The following is a 16,316-nucleotide window of genomic DNA, read 5'->3' on the forward strand; positions in this document are numbered from 1 at the left end:
CCGCCCCGGGGGCGCGCCGGCCCGCCGGCCGGGAGGTTCAGAAAAGCGTCGCGATCGCCCCGGTGACGACCGGGTCCGGCGAGGCGGCGCCCTCCACCGTCGCGATGACGGGCCACTTGTCGAAGACGGTGCAGGGGTGCGACAGCCCGAGGGGCACCACCTGCCCCACGTTCAGTCGGGCGACGCCCGAGCCGGTGAGGAACGCGTGCTGGTCGTTGAGCGAGACCACCTCGAAGGTCGCCGCGTCGCCGCCGAGGTCGGCCGCGTCCAGCACGATCGGCAGATCGACGTCGAAGGCGAGGTCGCGCTTGCCCGCGTCGAGCAGCGCCAGCCCGGCCTCGGGGATGCTGAGCACCCGCGCCCACACCCGCATCGACGGCTCGAGCGCGCTGCTGCCCTCCCGCAGCGGGGAGACCCTGGTGTAGAGGCCGTCGTCGTGCACCTGGAAGGCCCCCGAGCGCAGCACCAGGCGGAGCTCCGGCAGCGCCCCGCCCAGCCGTTCGAGCACGAGGTCGGGGTAGGCGCTGCCGCCGGCCGAGACGATCGGAGGGGCGGACCGTCCGATCAGCCCCTCGCGATGCAGCAGACGGGCCGCCTCGCCGACGCGATCCAGATAGTCCCGCACCGCCGTCAGCGATCGCGCCGACCGGTCGGCGCCGAACGGGCCCTCCCAACCCGTCACCCCGGCGAGGCGCAGCGTCGCCGCCGCGGTGATCGCCTCGGCGGTCGCGCGCACCTCGGCGAGGGATCGGGCCCCCGTCCGTCCGCCCCCGGCGCCCACGTCGACCAGCACGTCGACCGGCGTCTCCGCATCGATCGCCCGGCGCTCCGACTCGAGCGCCCGAACCGCCGGCACCGAGTCGGCCCACACGGTCATCCGTCGCTCGGGATGACGGTCGAGGAAGGCGGTGAGGCTGCGGATGGCCACCGGGTCCACGAGGTTGTTCGCCAGCATCACGCTCGGCACGCCGTGCTCGAGGCCGGCCCGCGCCTGCCAGCCGGTGGCGAAGGTGATGCCGTGCGCGCCCGCCTCGAGCGCCTGCCGCCACAGGGCGGGCGACATGGTGGTCTTGCCGTGCGGGAACAGCTCGGCGCCGTGCGCGCCCACCCAGTCCAGCATGGTGCGCTCGTTGCGGCGCACCGCCTGGAGGTCGAGCGTCATGAGCGGGGTCTGGAAGTCGGAGCGCTGCAGGCCGGCCGAGCCGACCTCGGAGAGCCGGCGCCCCCACAGCGCTTCGGGGAACCCCTTGGTCTCGGGGGTGATGACGGGGTCTGGTAACTCGAGGGCCACGGCTGCTCCTGGTTCCGGGTCGATCGGCGTCCGGAACCGGCTACTCGCCGCCGAGCACCAGGAGCGCGTCGATCTCCACGAGCATGTCGGGGTGGGGCAGCGTGACGAAGACCGTGGTGCGCGTGGGGTAGACGCCCGAGGGGCAGTGCTCCCGCACGTAGTCGCCGTAGGCCTCGTTCATTCCGGCGAAGTGGTCGCGCTCGGTCAGGAAGACGCGCAGCGAGGCGATGTCGTCGAAGCCGCCCCCGCTCGCCTCGGCGATCGCGCGGATGTTGTCCAGCGTCCGGCGGGTCTGGGCGGCGAGGTCGCCCTGATGGAGATAGGCGCCCGTGGCCGGATCCTGCGGGCCCTGGCCGGAGATGCTGATCAGATCGCCGATCCTCACCGCCTGCGAGAAGGGCGCGATCGGCGTCGGCGCGCCGTCGGTGCGGATCTCGGTCTTGCGGGTGCTGGTCTCGGTCATCTGTCTGCCTCCGGTGTTCTGTGGATGGGTGGGACCGCCGCGGCGCGGCGGGGTTCAGCGGCTCTCGGTCTCCGCGGTGGCCGAGGACGGGCGGTAGCCGAGCCGTCGAGAGATCTCCGCGGCCGCCGCCGCGACGGTGCCTCCGAGCTCCTCGACCCGATCCCGGTCGAAGCGCAGGGTCGGGGTCGAGACGCTGATGCCGGCGACGGGGAGGCCCGTGAGGTCGTAGACCGCGGCGCCCACGCAGCAGATCCCCGGCTCGTTCACCTCGAGATCCGTCGCATAGCCGCGCGAGCGGATCTGCTCGAAGGTGTCGCTCAGGCGCTCCCGCGGGGGGACCTCGCCGTAGAGCACGCGAGAGAGCTCGATGGTCCGATCGACCGTCGTCTCGTCCGAGGCGGTGAGGATGCTCGTGCCGATCGCCGTGGTCAGCGCCGGGTTGGTGCCGCCGACCCGGGAGACCATGCGCACGGCGTTCAGGCTGTCGAGCTTCTCGACGTAGACGATCTGGGCGCCGGAGAGCACTCCGAGGTGCACGGTCTCGCCGATGCGGTCCCGCAGCTCCTTCATCACGGGCAGCGCCTCGGTGCGCAGGTCGAGCCCCTCGGCGAGCGCTCCGGCGAGCACGGCCACCGAGACCCCGAGGGCGTAGCGCCCGTCGACGGTCTCCCGCACGAGGTCGTAGGGCCGCAGAGCGGCCAGCGCCCGGTGGACGGTCGGCACCGGATCCTCGAGACGGCGTCCGAGCTCCGCGAGCGTCACCCCCATGGGGTGCTCGGCGAGCTCCATGAGCAGCCGCGCCGTCCGGTCCACCGCCTTCGCGCCCGAGGGCCCCCGGGAGGCGGCCGTCGGCCCGTCGGCGGGCGTCTCGGCGGCCGCGCCCGGAGCTTCGGATGAAGTATTCCTGTTGTCCATGCGCCGACTATATGTCCTGGGTCCGCGACATGACCAGTCGCGCCGACTTCTCCGCGAGAGCGAGGCTCGTCTGCAGTCCGTAGCCGCCCTGCCCGGCGAGCCAGAAGAACCCCTCCGCCTCCGCGTCCCACCCGGATTCGGGGATCGAGCCGCCGCTCATCGAGCGCAGACCGGCCCAGGCCCGGGCGAGCGGGGGGACGGGCACCGTGAGTCGTTCGCGGGCCCGGCGAAGGGTCTCGGCGACGACGCCGGGGTGCGGCTGCGCGTCGCCGGCCTCGACCTCCTGCTGATCCGAGGGGCTCAGGAGCAGGCCCGCGCCCTCCGGCCGCGCGTAGAAGTCGCCCTCGACGTCGGAGATCATCGCGCCGTCGGCGATCCCGCCGTCGCGCAGCGGCTCGGTCACGACGACCGTGCGCAGGTAGGAGCGGATGCCCCGCGGCGGGATCCCCGCGAGCTCCGCGATCCGGTCGGCCCACGCGCCCGCCGCGTCGACGACGACGGGCGCCGAGTGCCGGCCGCTCGGCGTCTCCACCGTCCAGGCCGCCCCGGTGCGCCGGATCCGTCCAGCCGGCGCACCCGTGAGGATCCGCGCGCCGTTCGACCGCGACGAGCGGGCGAGCTGCTCGATCAGCCCCGCGACGTCGACCTCGTAGGCCTCGCGGTCGACGGCGCCGAGGCGGTAGACCCCGGGGTCCGCGAGCGGCAGCCGGCGCGACACGGCGTCGCCTTCGAGCGCCTCGAGCTCGGGGTGCTCCGCGAGCATCGCCTCGAACGCTCCCCGGCCCGACTCCCGGGCGACCCAGCCCAGCCGCCGCGGCGTGAGCACGGTGAGCCGCCCCTCGGCCTCGATCTCGCGGACCAGCTCGATCGTGCGGCGGGTGAGTGCCCTGATGTGGGCCGGGCCGTAGCTCGGCTGCATCTGACGGGCGTTGCGCCCGGAGGCGTGGAGCGCCAGGCGGGGCTCCCGCTCCAGCACCGTCACGCGCAGCCGCCGGCTCAGCCGGGCCGCGACGGAGAGGCCCGCGATCCCGCCGCCGATGACGACGACGTCCGTGCGCTGCGGGGTCACGACGTGCGGCCGATCTCGTCGATGCGGTACGCGACGCCCGCGTCGACCCCCGTGGGCCGCCCCGACCGCCACGCCGGCCGGCCGGCCAGGAAGACCTGCTCGAGACCGGCGGTCAGCCCTCTCGGATCGCCGAAGTCTGCGGTGTCGCGGTAGACGGCGGGATCGATGATCTGCAGGTCCGCCGCGCAGCCGGGGGCGATCCGGCGCTCGGCGAGACCGAAGCGACGGGCCGAGGCGGAGGACATCCGGTGCACGGCCTCCTCCCGGCTGAGGGGTGCGCCCGGTCCGGCGTAGCGGGAGAGCACGCGGGGGAAGGTGCCGAACAGCCTCGGGTGCACGTAGCCGCGCTCGCGGGGGAGCCCGTCCGATCCGACGAGCGTGTGCGGCCACGACAGGGCGGTCTCCATGCCGGCGATGTCGGTCTGGAAGAGCACGACCGTGAGCCCGGCCTCCTCCGCGAGCATGAGGTCGGCGAGGCACTCCGCGGCGTCCTGCCCGCGGAGCTCGGCGATCTGCGCGAGCGAGCGGCCCTCGTGCTCGGCGTGCTCCGCGAGCGCGAAGCCGGCCAGCAGCAGGTTCGCGGGCCCGAGGGAGGCGAAGTAGTTCTCGAGCGGTCCCTCCCAGGGAGCGCGCACCTCGTCGAGGATCCGCCGCCGCGCCGCGGGATCCTCGAGCGCCTCGAGCAGCGACGCCGCGCCGCGGTCGGCCGCCCAGGAGGGGAAGAGCGTGATGGCCGTCGTGCTGCCCGCGGAGTACGGGTAGACGTCGGCGGTGACGTCGAGTCCGGCGGCGCGCGCCTCGTCCAGCAGCGCGATGATCCTCGGCATCGTGCCGAAGTTGTCGGGGCCGGTCACCTTCAGATGGCTCACGTGCAGCGCGCAGTCGGTCCCTCTGCCGAGGTCGAGGAACTCCCGGAGCGATCGCTCGAGGTGATCGGCCTCGTTCCGGATGTGCGCGACGAGCAGCTTGCCCCGCTTGGCGACGGTGCCGGCGATGCGGCGCAGCTCCTCGGGCCCTGCGGCGTTGCCCGGCGAGTACATCAGCCCGAGCGAGAGGCCCGCGGCGCCGGCGGCGAGCGCGTCGTCCAGGCCGCCGCAGATCGCGTCGACCTCCTCGTCCCGCGCGGCGCGGCGCTGCGGCCCGAGCACGGCGGCCCGCAGCGGCCCGTGCGGGACGAGCGCGATGGCGTGCGTGCGGAGCGGCGCTCGGTCCAGCGCCGAGAGGAACCGGGGGAACGTGTCGAAGCGCTGCGCGGGGAAGTCGCCGAGCACGGCCCGCGAATACTCCTCGATCATGGCGCGGTCCCCGGTCGGCGCGCAGCCGTGCCCGCAGTTGCCGATCACGGTGGTGGTGACCCCCTGCGAGAGCTTGGGGTCCATCGCGCCGGGCCGCAGCAGGGCCGCGTCGTCGTGGGCGTGCACGTCCACGAAGCCGGGCAGGATCTCGAGACCCGCCGCATCGACGACCGTCTCGCCGGGCGCCGGGTCGAGCCGGTCCGCGACGCCGGCGATGAGTCCGCCCCGCAGGCGCACGTCGCGCCGCACGGCCGGGCGGCCGGAGCCGTCGAGCACCGTGCCGCCGGTGATGAGGAACCCGTCGTTCATGTCGTCTCCTCCGCCACCGCCGCGACGGCGCGTTCGAGCGACTCCGCCCGCAGCGGCGGGCGCCCGCTCTCCAGCGGCCGCTTGAGCCCCGTCCCGGTGAGCATGCAGACGACGCGCTCGCCCGGCTGCAGGTCGCCGCGGATCCGCAGCTCCTCGAGCGCGGCGACGCCGATCGCGCCCGCGGGTTCGACGTGCACGCCCGAAGCCTCCGCGAGCCTCCGACGCTCCCGCTCCACCCGGTCGTCCGACACGGCGACCGCCGTCCCGCCGGAGCGGCGCACGGTCTCGAGCGTCAGCGTGCCGTCGTGGGCGTAGCCCCGGAGCGGGTCGTCGAGGCCCGAGACGTCGGTCTCCACCTGCTCCCACTCCCTGACCCGCTCGGCGCCCTCGGCCCAGGCCCTGGCGATCGGCGCGCAGCCCTCCGGCTGCGCCGCCACGACCCGCGGGACCCGATCGACGAGCCCCCAGGCGCGCAGATCCTCGAAGCCGCTGACCAGGCCGTGCACGAGCGGGCCCGCGCTGGTCGGCACGACGACCGCGTCGGGAGCCCCGTCGAGCTGGCGGTACAGGTCGTAGGCCGCGCTCCGCAGCGCCGTGACCGCCCAGGGGTTGACGTAGGTCGTCGTCACGTTCGCGTACCCGTCGCGGCGGGCCAGCTCCCGGGCCACGGCGAAGGAGACGCTGTAGTCGCCGTCGACCAGCAGCTGCGTCGCGCCGTACGCCCCGCTCGCGAGCAGCTTGCCCCGAGGGGTGCGGGACGGCATCACCAGGATCACCGGCAGGCCGGCCCGGGCCCCGTAGGCCGCGGCCGACGCCGCCGCGTTCCCGCTCGAGGCGCAGACGATGCCCGTCGCGCCGGAGCCGCGGCCCCGGGCGACGGCGGCGGCGACCGCGCGATCCTTGAACGATCCGGTGGGGCAGAGGTGGTCGAGCTTGAGGTGCACCGCCCCCAGCCCGTGCCGTCGGGCGAGCGGCCCGTCGGGGATCACCGGCGTCATCGTCTCGCCGAGGCTCATCCACGCGTCGGCCGGATCGAGGCCGAGCGGCCCGGCGTACTGCCAGACGCCCGGCGCGCCTTCGGCCACGTCGAACCCGCCCGAGACGCGGTGCGCCGTGACGGGCGCGCCGCAGTCCAGGCACGGCGCCGCGTGCTGCACGGCGTGCTCGCGCCCGCAGACGGCGCAGCGCAGCCGCCACTCGGTTCCCCCGACCCCGGTCATCGTCCGCTCAGCCCAGCAGCTCGGCGAGCTTCACCGGCTGACCGGTCTCGATGGAGCGGAGCGTCGCCTCGATCATCGCCGTGTTGACCATGCCCTCCCGGAAGGTGCACTCGGGGGTCCGGCCGTCGAGCACGCAGTCGACGAAGTACTTCATCGGAGCGTACATGTAGTGGTTCAGCTGGCCCCAGCGATCCCGCTTCCCGAGCGGCACCCAGGGGTAGAAATACTTCTCGGAGGTCGCGAACGAGATGCCGCTGAAATCCTGGTCGTACTCGATCTTGCCGGTCTCGCCGTAGAGCACCATGTGGCAGTCGGTGACGCTCGGGTTGGAGTTCGGGACCACCCACGAGGTCTCGAAGGTGATGTTGGCGCCCGAGGGGAACGAGACCATCGCCTGCATGGCGTCGTAGGTGTCGACGCCCTTCGCCTGCAGGATGCCCCGGTGCCCGGTGGCGTAGACGGTCTCGGGCTCCTCGCCCACGATCCACGTCATGAGGTCGAAGATGTGGGGGTACAGGAACCAGTGGGGGCCCGAGCGCCCGGCCCAGGAGAGCCAGTTCTCGGCGACCTCGATCGCGTCGGAGAGCCGGATGTAGCCCATGTGGGGCCGGCCGATGCCGCCCTCCGACACCGTGTCCTTGACCATCGACCACTGCGGGTCCCAGCGCAGGTGGTAGTCCACCATCGAGATGCCGCTCGAGGCCTCGGCGAGCTCGACGAGCTGCCGCGCCTCGTCCAGCGACGTGGTGAGCGGCTTCTCGACCAGCACGTTCTTGTCGGCCTTGAGCAGGGTGGAGACGGGTGCGAAGTGCGTGTGGTCCGGGGTGGCGACGCTGAAGGTGCTGACGTCGCTCGAGGCGAGCTCGTCGACGCTCGTGGTCCAGTCGCAGCCCAGCCGCTCGGCGACCTCGCGGGCGCGCTCCTCGTTCATGTCGCAGACGACCGCGACCTCGCTGCGGTGGTAGTCGTTGTAGACCAGCGGGTGGTTCTGCCCCCAGATACCGAGGCCGACGACGCCGACCTTGAGCTTCTCAGTCATGATTCTCTGTTTCCTTTCGCCTGTGGTGGTCGACGGGCCGGGGATCCGGCGCGCGTCAGAAGGTGGTCACGTCGAACGTGATGGTCTTGATCTCGGTCATCTCGAGCAGCGTGTGCATGCCGCCGAGGCGCCCGAGACCGGAGAGCGTTCCGCTGCCGCCCCCGAACGGCATGTGGATCTCCCAGTACGTCGACGAGTCGTTGATGTTCACGATCCCGGTGCGCAGCCGCTCGGCGACGGCGAACGCGCGGGAGGCGCTCCGGCTCCACACGGCGCTGCTCAGGCCGAACTGGGGGCCCTGCGCGATCCGCACCGCCTCCTCGGCCGAGTCCACGGGGACGAGCGGCACGAGCGGGCCGAAGGTCTCGAAGCGGACCACGTCGGCCTCCGCCGGCACATCGGTGAGCACCGTGGGGGCGTAGAAGAGGGAGGAGTCGTCGGCGCGGCGCCCGCCGGCGGCGACCCCCGCCCCCCGCTCCTCGGCGTCGAGGATGTGGGCGTCCATCTTCTGCGCAGTGGCCTCGTTGTTGAGGGGGCCCATGGTGGTCGCCGGGTCCAGCGGGTCGCCCTGCACGACCTTCCTGGTCTCCTCGAGCACCAGGCGGGCGAGCTCGTCGTGCACCCCGCGCTCCACGAGCACGACCTCCGTGGCGGCGCACACCTGGCCGCCGTTGAAGTAGGCGCCCGCGGCGATCGCCTTCGCCGCTCCGGCGAGATCGGCGTCGTCGAGCACGATCGTCGGCCCGTTGCCGCCGAGCTCGAGCAGCAGCGGCTTGCCGGCCGCGCGCCTGGCGATGGAGAGGCCGGTCGCGGTGGAGCCGGTGAAGCCGACCGCATCGACGTCGGGGTGGCCGACCAGCGCGTCGCCGACCACGGCGCCGGGCCCGGTCACGAGGTTCAGCGCGCCCGCCGGGATCCCGCTGCCGATGAGCACTTCGGCGAATCTCACCGCGATGCGGGAGGTGGAGGGCGCGGGGACCCAGACCACCGCGTTGCCGGTGGCGAGTGCGGGCGCGAGGTACTCGGTGGGGATGTTGACCGGGAAGTTCCACGGCGTGATCACGGCGTAGACGCCGCGGGCGCGGCGCACGCAGAGGACCTTCTTGTTCGGATCCTCGGCGTGCGGGACGGTGCCGTCGAGGTGCCTGACGTGGCCGGCCGCGTCGCGGAAGCCCTTCGCCGCGGTGAGCACCTCGCCGCGAGCCTCGGCGACCAGGGGCTTGCCCTGATCCTCCGCGAGGATCCTCGCCAGCTCGTCCGCGTGCGCGACGACGGCGTCGGCCGCGGCCTCGCACCAGGCCGCCCGCTGCTCGACGCTCGCGGCAGCGAGCCCGGGCGCCGCGAGGCGCGCGGCCCGCACCGCGAGGTCGACGTCCTCGACGGTGCCGAGGGCGAGGTCGGCGATCCGCGCCCCCGTCGCCGGGTCGTGCGCCGGGAAGGTCCCGCCGCCCGTCGCGGCCACCCATTCGCCGCCGATGTGGAGTCTGTGCTGTTCCATGATTGGGGTTCTCCTAACTGAGCTATTTGACCGCGCCGAAGGTGAGGCCGCTCACGATGTGCTTGCGGAAGAGGAAGAAGAGCAGCATGGGCACGATCATGCTGAGCACCGCGGTGGCGCCGATGTAGGTCCAGTTCACGCCGCTCGTGGCGTAGAAGCTGAGCGCCCGGACGGTGAGCGGGATGCTGTCGCCGCTCGTCAGGGGCATGACGAACAGCAGGTTGTTCCAGCCGAAGCAGAAGACGAAGATGGCCGCGACCAGGAGGCCCGGCCGGAGCACGGGCAGGAAGACCTGTACGAGGATCCGCCAGCGGGAGCATCCGTCGAGCAGCGCGGCCTCCTCGATCTCGACCGGCAGCTCCTCGAAGAAGCTGCGCAGCAGCAGCACGGCGAGGGGGATGGAGAAGGTCTGGAAAGCGATCACCGCCGCCCAGTTCGTCCCGACCACGCCGATCGTGCTCAGCATGATGAAGAGGGGGATCACGAAGACCACGGGGGGAGCGAGCATGAGGCTGAGGTACCACATGCCCAGCAGGTTGCGGCCGCGGTAGCGCCAGCGCGTCAGGCCGTAGCACGCGGTGATCGCGAGCGGCATCGCCACGAGCGTCGCGATGCCGCTCTGGATGACGCTCGCCACGAGCGACTTCAGCCCGCCGCCCGAGGTGAACAGATACGCGAACGACGAGAAGTCGGGCGTGAAGATCAGCTGCAGCGGCTCGGCCACCGTGATGCTCGACGGCCGGATCGCCATCAGCAGCATCCACAGCACCGGCACCAGGAACAGGATCGAGAGCACGATGAGGAGGACGTACAGCAGGGCCCTCAGGAAGACTCTGGGCATTACGGCGTCCTTCCCTTGCGGTTCGACACGATGAAGTACACGTTGATGAACACGCCGACGATGATCGAGGCGATCATCGTGAGCGCCGAGGCGAAGCCGATGTTGTAGTTGTTGAGGCCCGCCATGAAGATCTCGAAGCCGATGGTGGTGGTGCTCCCGCCGGGCCCGCCCCGGGTCTGGACGTAGATGATGTCGAACACGTTGAACGACTGGATGAACCGCAGCAGGGCGACCGTGGCGAGGGCGGTGCCGATCATCGGCAGGGTGATGGAGCGGAGGATCCGGAACCCTCCGGCGCCGTCCATCCGCGCGGCCTCGACGACGTCCTCGGGGACGCCCTGGAGCGCCGCCAGCGTGATGAGCGCCACGAACGGGGTCCACTGCCAGATGTCGGTGACCATCAGCGCGGGGAAAGCCGTCGCCGGATCGCCGAGGATCCCGGCCTCCGGCACACGGATCCCGATCCGCTCGAGGAGCTCGGGGATCAGTCCCGTGCCCGAGGTGTACATGCTGCGGAACGCGAGACCGGCGATGGCCGGTGCGATGGCGACGGGCATGATCAGGATCGCGCGGGCGATGCCGATGCCCCGGAGGCGCTCGCGCAGCAGCAGTGCGATGAGCACGCCGAGGACCATCTCGACGATCGTGACGGTCACGCAGAACACCAGGGTGTTCAGGATCGCGCGGTGGAAGTCGTCGTCTCCGAGCGCTCGGGCGTAGTTGGCGAACCCGACGAACCCGCCGGGTTCGGCGGAGGTGCCGAGGTTGTAGAAGCGGAAGCTGTTGAACACCGCGAAGACGAGCGGGTAGAGGCTGACGACCAGCAGCACGAGGATGCTGGGGATCAGCCAGGGGCCCGGGCCGCTGAAGAAGGATCGGCGCGTCCGGTTCCCGTTGGGCGCGACCACCGGGTGCGCCGAGGTGTGCAGCTTGACTGCCATCGGGGATTTCCTTCCTGACGGGTGTTCCGGACGCCCTCCCGGGCATCCGGAACACCCGTGTGTTGACGATCAGCCGGCGGCGAGCTGCTTCAGCAGCTCCTCGGTCCCCGCCAGCGTGTCGTTGTAGCTCTCGCCCGACCAGGGGATGAAGCCCTCGTCCTCCAGGATGGTCGTGAGGTCGTCGTTGATCTTCTGCGAGGTCTCGGCCCCGCCGGTGCCGTCGACGAGCATCTTGTTCAGCGTGTTGCCGATGCTCTGCTCCAGCGTCGAGTAGTTCTGGATCGGCGGGCGCACGGTCTTGCCGTTGCCGTCGTTCATCATCTCGAACTGCACGGGCAGGTACGGGTAGACCTCGAGGAGCTCCTCGTCCTCGTAGAGCGAGACGCGGCTGAAGTCCGAGAACTGCCGCATGTCGAGCAGGGCCATCTTCTTCTGGGTCTCCGCGCTGCTCGCCCACTTGACGAACTCCCACGCGGCCGCCTTCTTGCCGGAGTTCGCCCCGACGCCGAACGCGAAGCCGCCGATGTTGATCACCTGCTCCTGGCCCGGTTCCTGGGGCATGGCCGCGAGCGCGTAGTCGTCGACCGCCTCCGACTCGGTGGTGCCCATGTACTCCGTGCGCTGCACGAGGTAGGCGTACGGGGTCCAGTGGTACATCATGCCGACGTCCCCGGAGCCGAAGCGCGTGCCGGCGTCGAACCAGAGGTAGTTGATGGCCTCGGCCGGCGAGTTCGCGTAGAGCTCGCTGTAGTAGTCCATCGCGGCGGCGCTCTCGGGCGAGTTCCAGGTGGGGGTGAAGTCCCAGGTGTCGGCGTCGGGGAACGCGGTGAACCAGCGGGCCCCCTTGCTCGCGGCGAGCTGCGTGTACATGTGGTTGATCGGCTGCGGACCGGATCCCAGCACCACGGTGCCGTACATCTCGGTGCCGTCGACCTCCTGGCCCTGGATCTCCTCGACGATCTCCAGGTACTTCTCCCAGGTCCAGTCGGCCGACGCCTCCTGCGGGGGCGCCTCGATGCCGAGCTCCTCGAACACGCTCGGGCGGTAGAAGACGGCCGCGCCGTAGGTCGCGACGGGCAGCGTGTAGAGCTCGCCCTTCCACTCGCTGAGGCTGTGCAGCGACGAGGGGATGTAGTCCTCGATCGCCACCTCGTCCTTGTCGCGGATGATCCGCTCGTTCAGCGGTTCCAGCCACTTCGACTCGGCGAAGCGGGAGAGCCACATCGAGTCGGGGGCGATGACGTCGATGTCGCCCTGGTTGGCCGTGAACGAGTTCGTGGCGCGGGAGTTCAGGGTGTCGTAGTCCACGCCCTCGAAGTTGACCGTGATGCCGGTCTCGGCCTCGAAGTCGGGGATCACCTCCTCGAGCGCGTAGAAGAACGGATCCTGCAGGGCCAGAACGTTGATCTCGGTTCCCGAGAGGTCGGCGTCGGGATCCTCCTCCGACGCGGGCGCGGAACAGGCGGTCAGCGCGATGGCTGCCGTTGCGATCAGCGCGATACCCCCCGTCATGCGTATAGGCTTCGCTCGCATTTTTCCTCCTCAGTCTCACTCGACGCTGTTGTCGAGTCGGCGGGCACTTCATTATATTCTGGAAGTATGTTCCAAAATCAAGCTGTTTTTCGTTACAGTGTCATTACGGGCCGGTTATCCGACTCGCCGCCACCGTTCGGCCGCCGCTGCCGCGCAGCACCGACCGTCTGATGGCGCTCCGCGCCGATGCGCGGCGCGGAGCGCGAGGGGGCCGCCCGCCCGCCGCCGACCACCGACCCTCGAATCCCGCGCAGTACCCGCCGAAGGAGCGACCCGTGACAGAGTTCCCCGACGAGCATCGCTCCCAGCCCCCGGAGCTCGACGTGCTGTGCATCGGCGAGACCATGGTCATGGTCACGCCGGAGGCGCCGGGCGCGCTGACCGCTCCGGGCACCTCGCTGCGGCTCAGCATCGGGGGAGCGGAGTCGAACGTCGCCATGAGCCTCGCGCAGTTCGGCGTCGCCACCGGCTGGTGGAGCCGACTCAGCCGCGACCCGCTCGGGCGTTTCGTGCGCGATCTGATCGCCGATCACGGGGTCGATGTGAGCGGCGTGCGGTTCGACGAGGCGCGGCACACCGGCCTGTACCTGAAGGACCAATCGTCGGGCGAGACGCGCGTCACCTACTACCGGGAGGGGTCCGCCGCCTCCGCCATGTCACCGGCCGACCGGGGCTCGCTGCCCCGGTGGCGGAGGATCCTGCACCTCTCCGGCATCACCCCCGCCCTCTCGGGAACCGCCGGCGCGCTCGTGGACGAGCTCCTCCGGGCGCCGCGCGCCGAGGGGCAGCGGATCTCCTTCGACATCAACCACCGCCCGGCGCTCTGGGACGCGCGAGAGGCGGGGCCCCGCCTGCGCGAGCTCGCGGCGCAGGCGGACATCGTCTTCGTCGGTCTCGACGAGGCCAACCGCATCTGGCAGACGCCCGGCCCCGACGAGGTGCGCGCCCTCCTGCCCCGCGTCGCCCAGCTCGTGGTGAAGGACGGGCCCCGCGCGGCGACGGCCTACGTCGCGGGCGAATCCTTCCGCGTATCGACCCCGCCGGCCGACGTCACCGAGGTCGTCGGCGCCGGCGACGCCTTCGCGGCGGGCTTCCTCGCGGCGGAGCTGCGCGGGCGCTCGCCGCAGGAGGCCCTGATGATCGGCCATCTCGCGGCGCGGGAGGCCATCAAGATCACCGCCGACGTACCCGTGCTGCCGTCGTTCGACGCGCTCGTCCGGGACGCGGCGCGCATCTGGGGGCCCGGCCCCGCGACCGAGTCCCCGTCACCCGCCTCACTGCGAAGGAACTGATCCGATGCCCCATCCGAGCTTCTCCGAACTCGCCGCGACGTCGCCGGTCATGGCGATCCTGCGCAACTTCCCGCCCGCCGACGCCGTGGTCCGCGCCGAGCGCGCCTGGGATCTCGGCATCGACCTGGTCGAGGTGCCGATCCACCGCCCCGAGTTCGTCCCGGCGCTGGAGGCCGTGGCGGCCGCCGGCCGCGAGCGCGGCAAGGTCGTGGGGGCGGGCACCATCGTCGAACCCGCTCAGCTCGACGTCATCTCCGGCATCGGCGTCGACTTCGCCGTGGCGCCCGGGCTCGACCTCCGTCTCGCGGCGAGCTCGGCGGAGCGGGGGATCCCGTTCCTCCCCGGCGCGGCGACGCCGTCGGAGGTGCAGCGGGCGCTGGCCGCCGGCCTGACCTGGATCAAGGGGTTCCCCGCGACATCGCTCGGGACCGCCTGGTTCACCGCCGTGCGCGGCCCGTTCCCCGACGCCCGCCTGGTGGCCACCGGCGGGCTCGACGCGGGCAACGCCGCCGCCTATCTCGACGCGGGCGCCCGCATCGTCGCGGTCGGATCCGCGCTCGAGGATCCGGGGCAGCTGGACCTGCTGAGCGAGATCATCCGGGAGAGGAGGGCCGACTGAGCGGACCGACCGGAGGAGGGGCGCGGCCGCCGCAGCGGCCGACTCGTCGCCCGCCCGAACCGCCGATCCGCTGATTCCCACCAGACCGATTCCGACCCGAACGAATTCACCCATCCCACCCGACCACACGGGCCCGCACACGGGCCGCAGCGGCCGCGCCGCCGCTGTCTTTCACCACGGATCGTCCGGCACGTGCCTGCCGGTGGAGGAGAACATGTCATCTGTAACGTTCGACCGCATCTCGCGCGTCTACCCCGGGGCGACCAGCCCGTCCGTCGACCAGCTGAGCCTCGACATCGGCGACGGCGAGTTCCTCGTCCTCGTCGGCCCCTCGGGGTGCGGCAAGTCGACCACCCTGCGCATGCTCGCCGGCCTCGAGGAGGTCGACCACGGGCGCATCCTCATCGGCGAGCAGGAGGTCACCCGCGTGCCCCCGAAGGATCGCGACATCGCGATGGTCTTCCAGAACTATGCGCTCTACCCCCACATGAGCGTGGCCGAGAACATGGGGTTCGCGCTCAAGATCGCCGGGGTGGGCAAGGAGGAGCGCTCGGCCCGGGTGCTCGAGGCCGCCCGGCTGCTCGACCTCGAGGAGTACCTCGACCGCAAGCCGAAGGCGCTCTCGGGCGGCCAGCGCCAGCGCGTCGCCATGGGGCGCGCGATCGTGCGGCAGCCGCAGGTGTTCCTCATGGACGAGCCGCTCTCGAACCTCGACGCGAAGCTGCGGGTGCAGACGCGCACCCAGATCGCGTCGCTGCAGCGCCGTCTCGGGGTCACCACGGTGTACGTGACCCACGATCAGACCGAGGCCCTGACCATGGGGGATCGCATCGCGGTGCTCAAGGACGGCCTCCTCCAGCAGGTCGGCACGCCCCGCGAGCTGTACGAGACCCCGAGGAACGTCTTCGTCGCCGGCTTCATCGGGTCGCCCGCGATGAACCTGTTCCCGTCCACCGCCTCGCCCGACGGGCTGGCCTTCGGGACGCTCGCGCTGCCGCGCTCGGCCCCCGTCCGCGACGTGATCGTCGGCGTGCGGCCCGAGGATCTCCGCGTCTCGTCCCAGAGCGCGGCCGGCGTCGAGGTGCAGATCGATCTCGTCGAGGAGCTCGGGGCCGACGGCTACCTCTACGGTCACACGACCGAGGGGGAGCGGGTCGACCTCGTCGCGCGGGTCGACGGGCGCAACCACCCGTCGATCGGCGAGACCGTCGTGCTCGTGCCGGAGCCCAGGCACCTGCACCTCTTCGACGCGGCCTCGGGGGAGCGCATCGACTGATACCGCCCGCACCGGTCATCCCCGCGGAGCCCCGACCGCGGGGATCGCCGACGCGATGTGCGCGAGCTGGTGGACGGTGAACGCCTCCCACCGCTCGAGCGACCATCCGCGGGTCTCGGTGAAGTGCACGTACGCGTCCGCGCTCACGATGTAGCCGAAGACGTCGGCCGCCTCGCTGAGGTGCTCGGGCGCCACCAGCCCGCGCTCCACCAGCCAGCCGGCGGCGATGCCCGTGTCGCGGCGCCCCCGCGCCTCGATGTCGGCGTAGGCCGCGCGCACCAGCGGATCGGCGTCCGCGGCTGCGGCCATCGCCCGCACGAGGCCCGCCGCGCGGCGATGCGCCTCGCCGAGCAGTCGCACGTACTGCGCGATCGCCAGCTCCGTGTCGGGCTGCGACATGGCCTCGACCATGTGGGGGCGATCGGCCAGCGAGTGCGACCCCTCGTCGGAGGCGAACGCCACCTCGAACGCGGCCATGAGGAGGGTGTGCTTCTGGCCCTGGTTGTGGACCGTCGGCACCGAGACGCCCGCCTCCTCGGCGATCGCCCGGATGGACGTGGCGACGTAGCCGTCCCGCACGAAGAGCTTCGCCGCCGCCGCGATGACCGCTGACCGAGTGGCCGCCGACTCGGCCTCGCGGCGGGGAGATCGGTACGCGCGCGCCATGTCACCGACGTTACCACTGCGATGAGCGCCGGGTGCGCCGGGGCCGGGC

General features: G+C 71.9%; 15 protein-coding genes. 3 read left to right on the plus strand and 12 right to left on the minus strand.

Annotated features, from left to right (window positions below; translation table 11 throughout):
• Positions 1-37 precede the first annotated feature (37 nt).
• From J4H92_RS10785 to J4H92_RS10835, 11 genes are all read right to left on the minus strand, one after another.
• Positions 38-1,291 carry a type III PLP-dependent enzyme domain-containing protein gene (locus tag J4H92_RS10785; RefSeq protein WP_341783072.1) on the minus strand — a complete coding sequence of 418 codons (1,254 nt, stop codon included), beginning with the start codon at positions 1,289-1,291 and terminating at the stop codon, positions 38-40.
• Between the two features lie 40 nt (positions 1,292-1,331).
• Positions 1,332-1,754, minus strand: coding sequence for a RidA family protein (locus tag J4H92_RS10790; protein ID WP_208098189.1), 423 nt, complete (start codon positions 1,752-1,754; stop codon positions 1,332-1,334).
• Positions 1,755-1,808: 54 nt separating this feature from the next.
• Positions 1,809-2,669 carry an IclR family transcriptional regulator gene (locus J4H92_RS10795; protein WP_208098190.1) on the minus strand — a complete coding sequence of 287 codons (861 nt, stop codon included), beginning with the start codon at positions 2,667-2,669 and terminating at the stop codon, positions 1,809-1,811.
• A 7-nt stretch (positions 2,670-2,676) separates the two neighbouring features.
• On the minus strand, positions 2,677-3,738 hold the full coding sequence (locus J4H92_RS10800) for an FAD-dependent oxidoreductase (protein WP_208098191.1): 1,062 nt from the start codon (positions 3,736-3,738) through the stop codon (positions 2,677-2,679).
• Complete coding sequence (locus J4H92_RS10805; RefSeq protein WP_208098192.1) at positions 3,735-5,342, minus strand: N-acyl-D-amino-acid deacylase family protein; 1,608 nt, start codon at positions 5,340-5,342, stop codon at positions 3,735-3,737. Before J4H92_RS10805 ends, J4H92_RS10800 begins: the two co-directional genes overlap by 4 nt.
• Positions 5,339-6,562: a pyridoxal-phosphate dependent enzyme gene (locus tag J4H92_RS10810; protein ID WP_208098193.1), complete on the minus strand. Its 1,224-nt coding sequence runs from the start codon at positions 6,560-6,562 to the stop codon at positions 5,339-5,341. Before J4H92_RS10810 ends, J4H92_RS10805 begins: the two co-directional genes overlap by 4 nt.
• A 7-nt stretch (positions 6,563-6,569) precedes the next feature.
• The gene (locus J4H92_RS10815) at positions 6,570-7,601 is read right to left on the minus strand and encodes a Gfo/Idh/MocA family protein (RefSeq protein ID WP_208098194.1); all 1,032 of its coding nucleotides are present in this window, start codon (positions 7,599-7,601) and stop codon (positions 6,570-6,572) included.
• 55 nt (positions 7,602-7,656) lie between these two features.
• Entirely contained in the window at positions 7,657-9,099 is a 1,443-nt protein-coding gene (locus J4H92_RS10820; protein WP_208098195.1) for an aldehyde dehydrogenase family protein, read from the minus strand.
• A 22-nt stretch (positions 9,100-9,121) separates the two neighbouring features.
• On the minus strand, positions 9,122-9,940 hold the full coding sequence (locus J4H92_RS10825) for a carbohydrate ABC transporter permease (protein WP_208098196.1): 819 nt from the start codon (positions 9,938-9,940) through the stop codon (positions 9,122-9,124).
• Entirely contained in the window at positions 9,940-10,881 is a 942-nt protein-coding gene (locus J4H92_RS10830; RefSeq protein ID WP_208098197.1) for a carbohydrate ABC transporter permease, read from the minus strand. The genes J4H92_RS10825 and J4H92_RS10830 overlap by 1 nt, the downstream gene beginning before the upstream one ends.
• A gap of 69 nt (positions 10,882-10,950) precedes the next feature.
• Complete coding sequence (locus J4H92_RS10835) at positions 10,951-12,393, minus strand: ABC transporter substrate-binding protein (RefSeq protein WP_208098198.1); 1,443 nt, start codon at positions 12,391-12,393, stop codon at positions 10,951-10,953.
• 296 nt (positions 12,394-12,689) lie between these two features.
• Between J4H92_RS10835 and J4H92_RS10840 the strand changes: the two genes are divergently transcribed.
• From J4H92_RS10840 to J4H92_RS10850, 3 genes are all read left to right on the plus strand, one after another.
• Complete coding sequence (locus J4H92_RS10840) at positions 12,690-13,706, plus strand: PfkB family carbohydrate kinase (protein WP_208098199.1); 1,017 nt, start codon at positions 12,690-12,692, stop codon at positions 13,704-13,706.
• A 4-nt stretch (positions 13,707-13,710) separates the two neighbouring features.
• On the plus strand, positions 13,711-14,325 hold the full coding sequence (locus J4H92_RS10845) for a bifunctional 4-hydroxy-2-oxoglutarate aldolase/2-dehydro-3-deoxy-phosphogluconate aldolase (protein ID WP_208098200.1): 615 nt from the start codon (positions 13,711-13,713) through the stop codon (positions 14,323-14,325).
• 214 nt (positions 14,326-14,539) lie between these two features.
• Complete coding sequence (locus J4H92_RS10850) at positions 14,540-15,601, plus strand: ABC transporter ATP-binding protein (RefSeq protein WP_208098201.1); 1,062 nt, start codon at positions 14,540-14,542, stop codon at positions 15,599-15,601.
• Between the two features lie 15 nt (positions 15,602-15,616).
• Here J4H92_RS10850 and J4H92_RS10855 read toward each other — a convergent pair whose 3' ends face one another.
• Positions 15,617-16,267 (minus strand): TetR/AcrR family transcriptional regulator, encoded by a 651-nt coding sequence (locus tag J4H92_RS10855; RefSeq protein ID WP_208098202.1) that lies wholly within the window; start codon positions 16,265-16,267, stop codon positions 15,617-15,619.
• Positions 16,268-16,316: the final 49 nt, after the last annotated feature.

The sequence above is a fragment of the Leucobacter weissii genome, from assembly GCF_017565745.1.
Taxonomy (GTDB): domain Bacteria; phylum Actinomycetota; class Actinomycetes; order Actinomycetales; family Microbacteriaceae; genus Leucobacter; species Leucobacter weissii.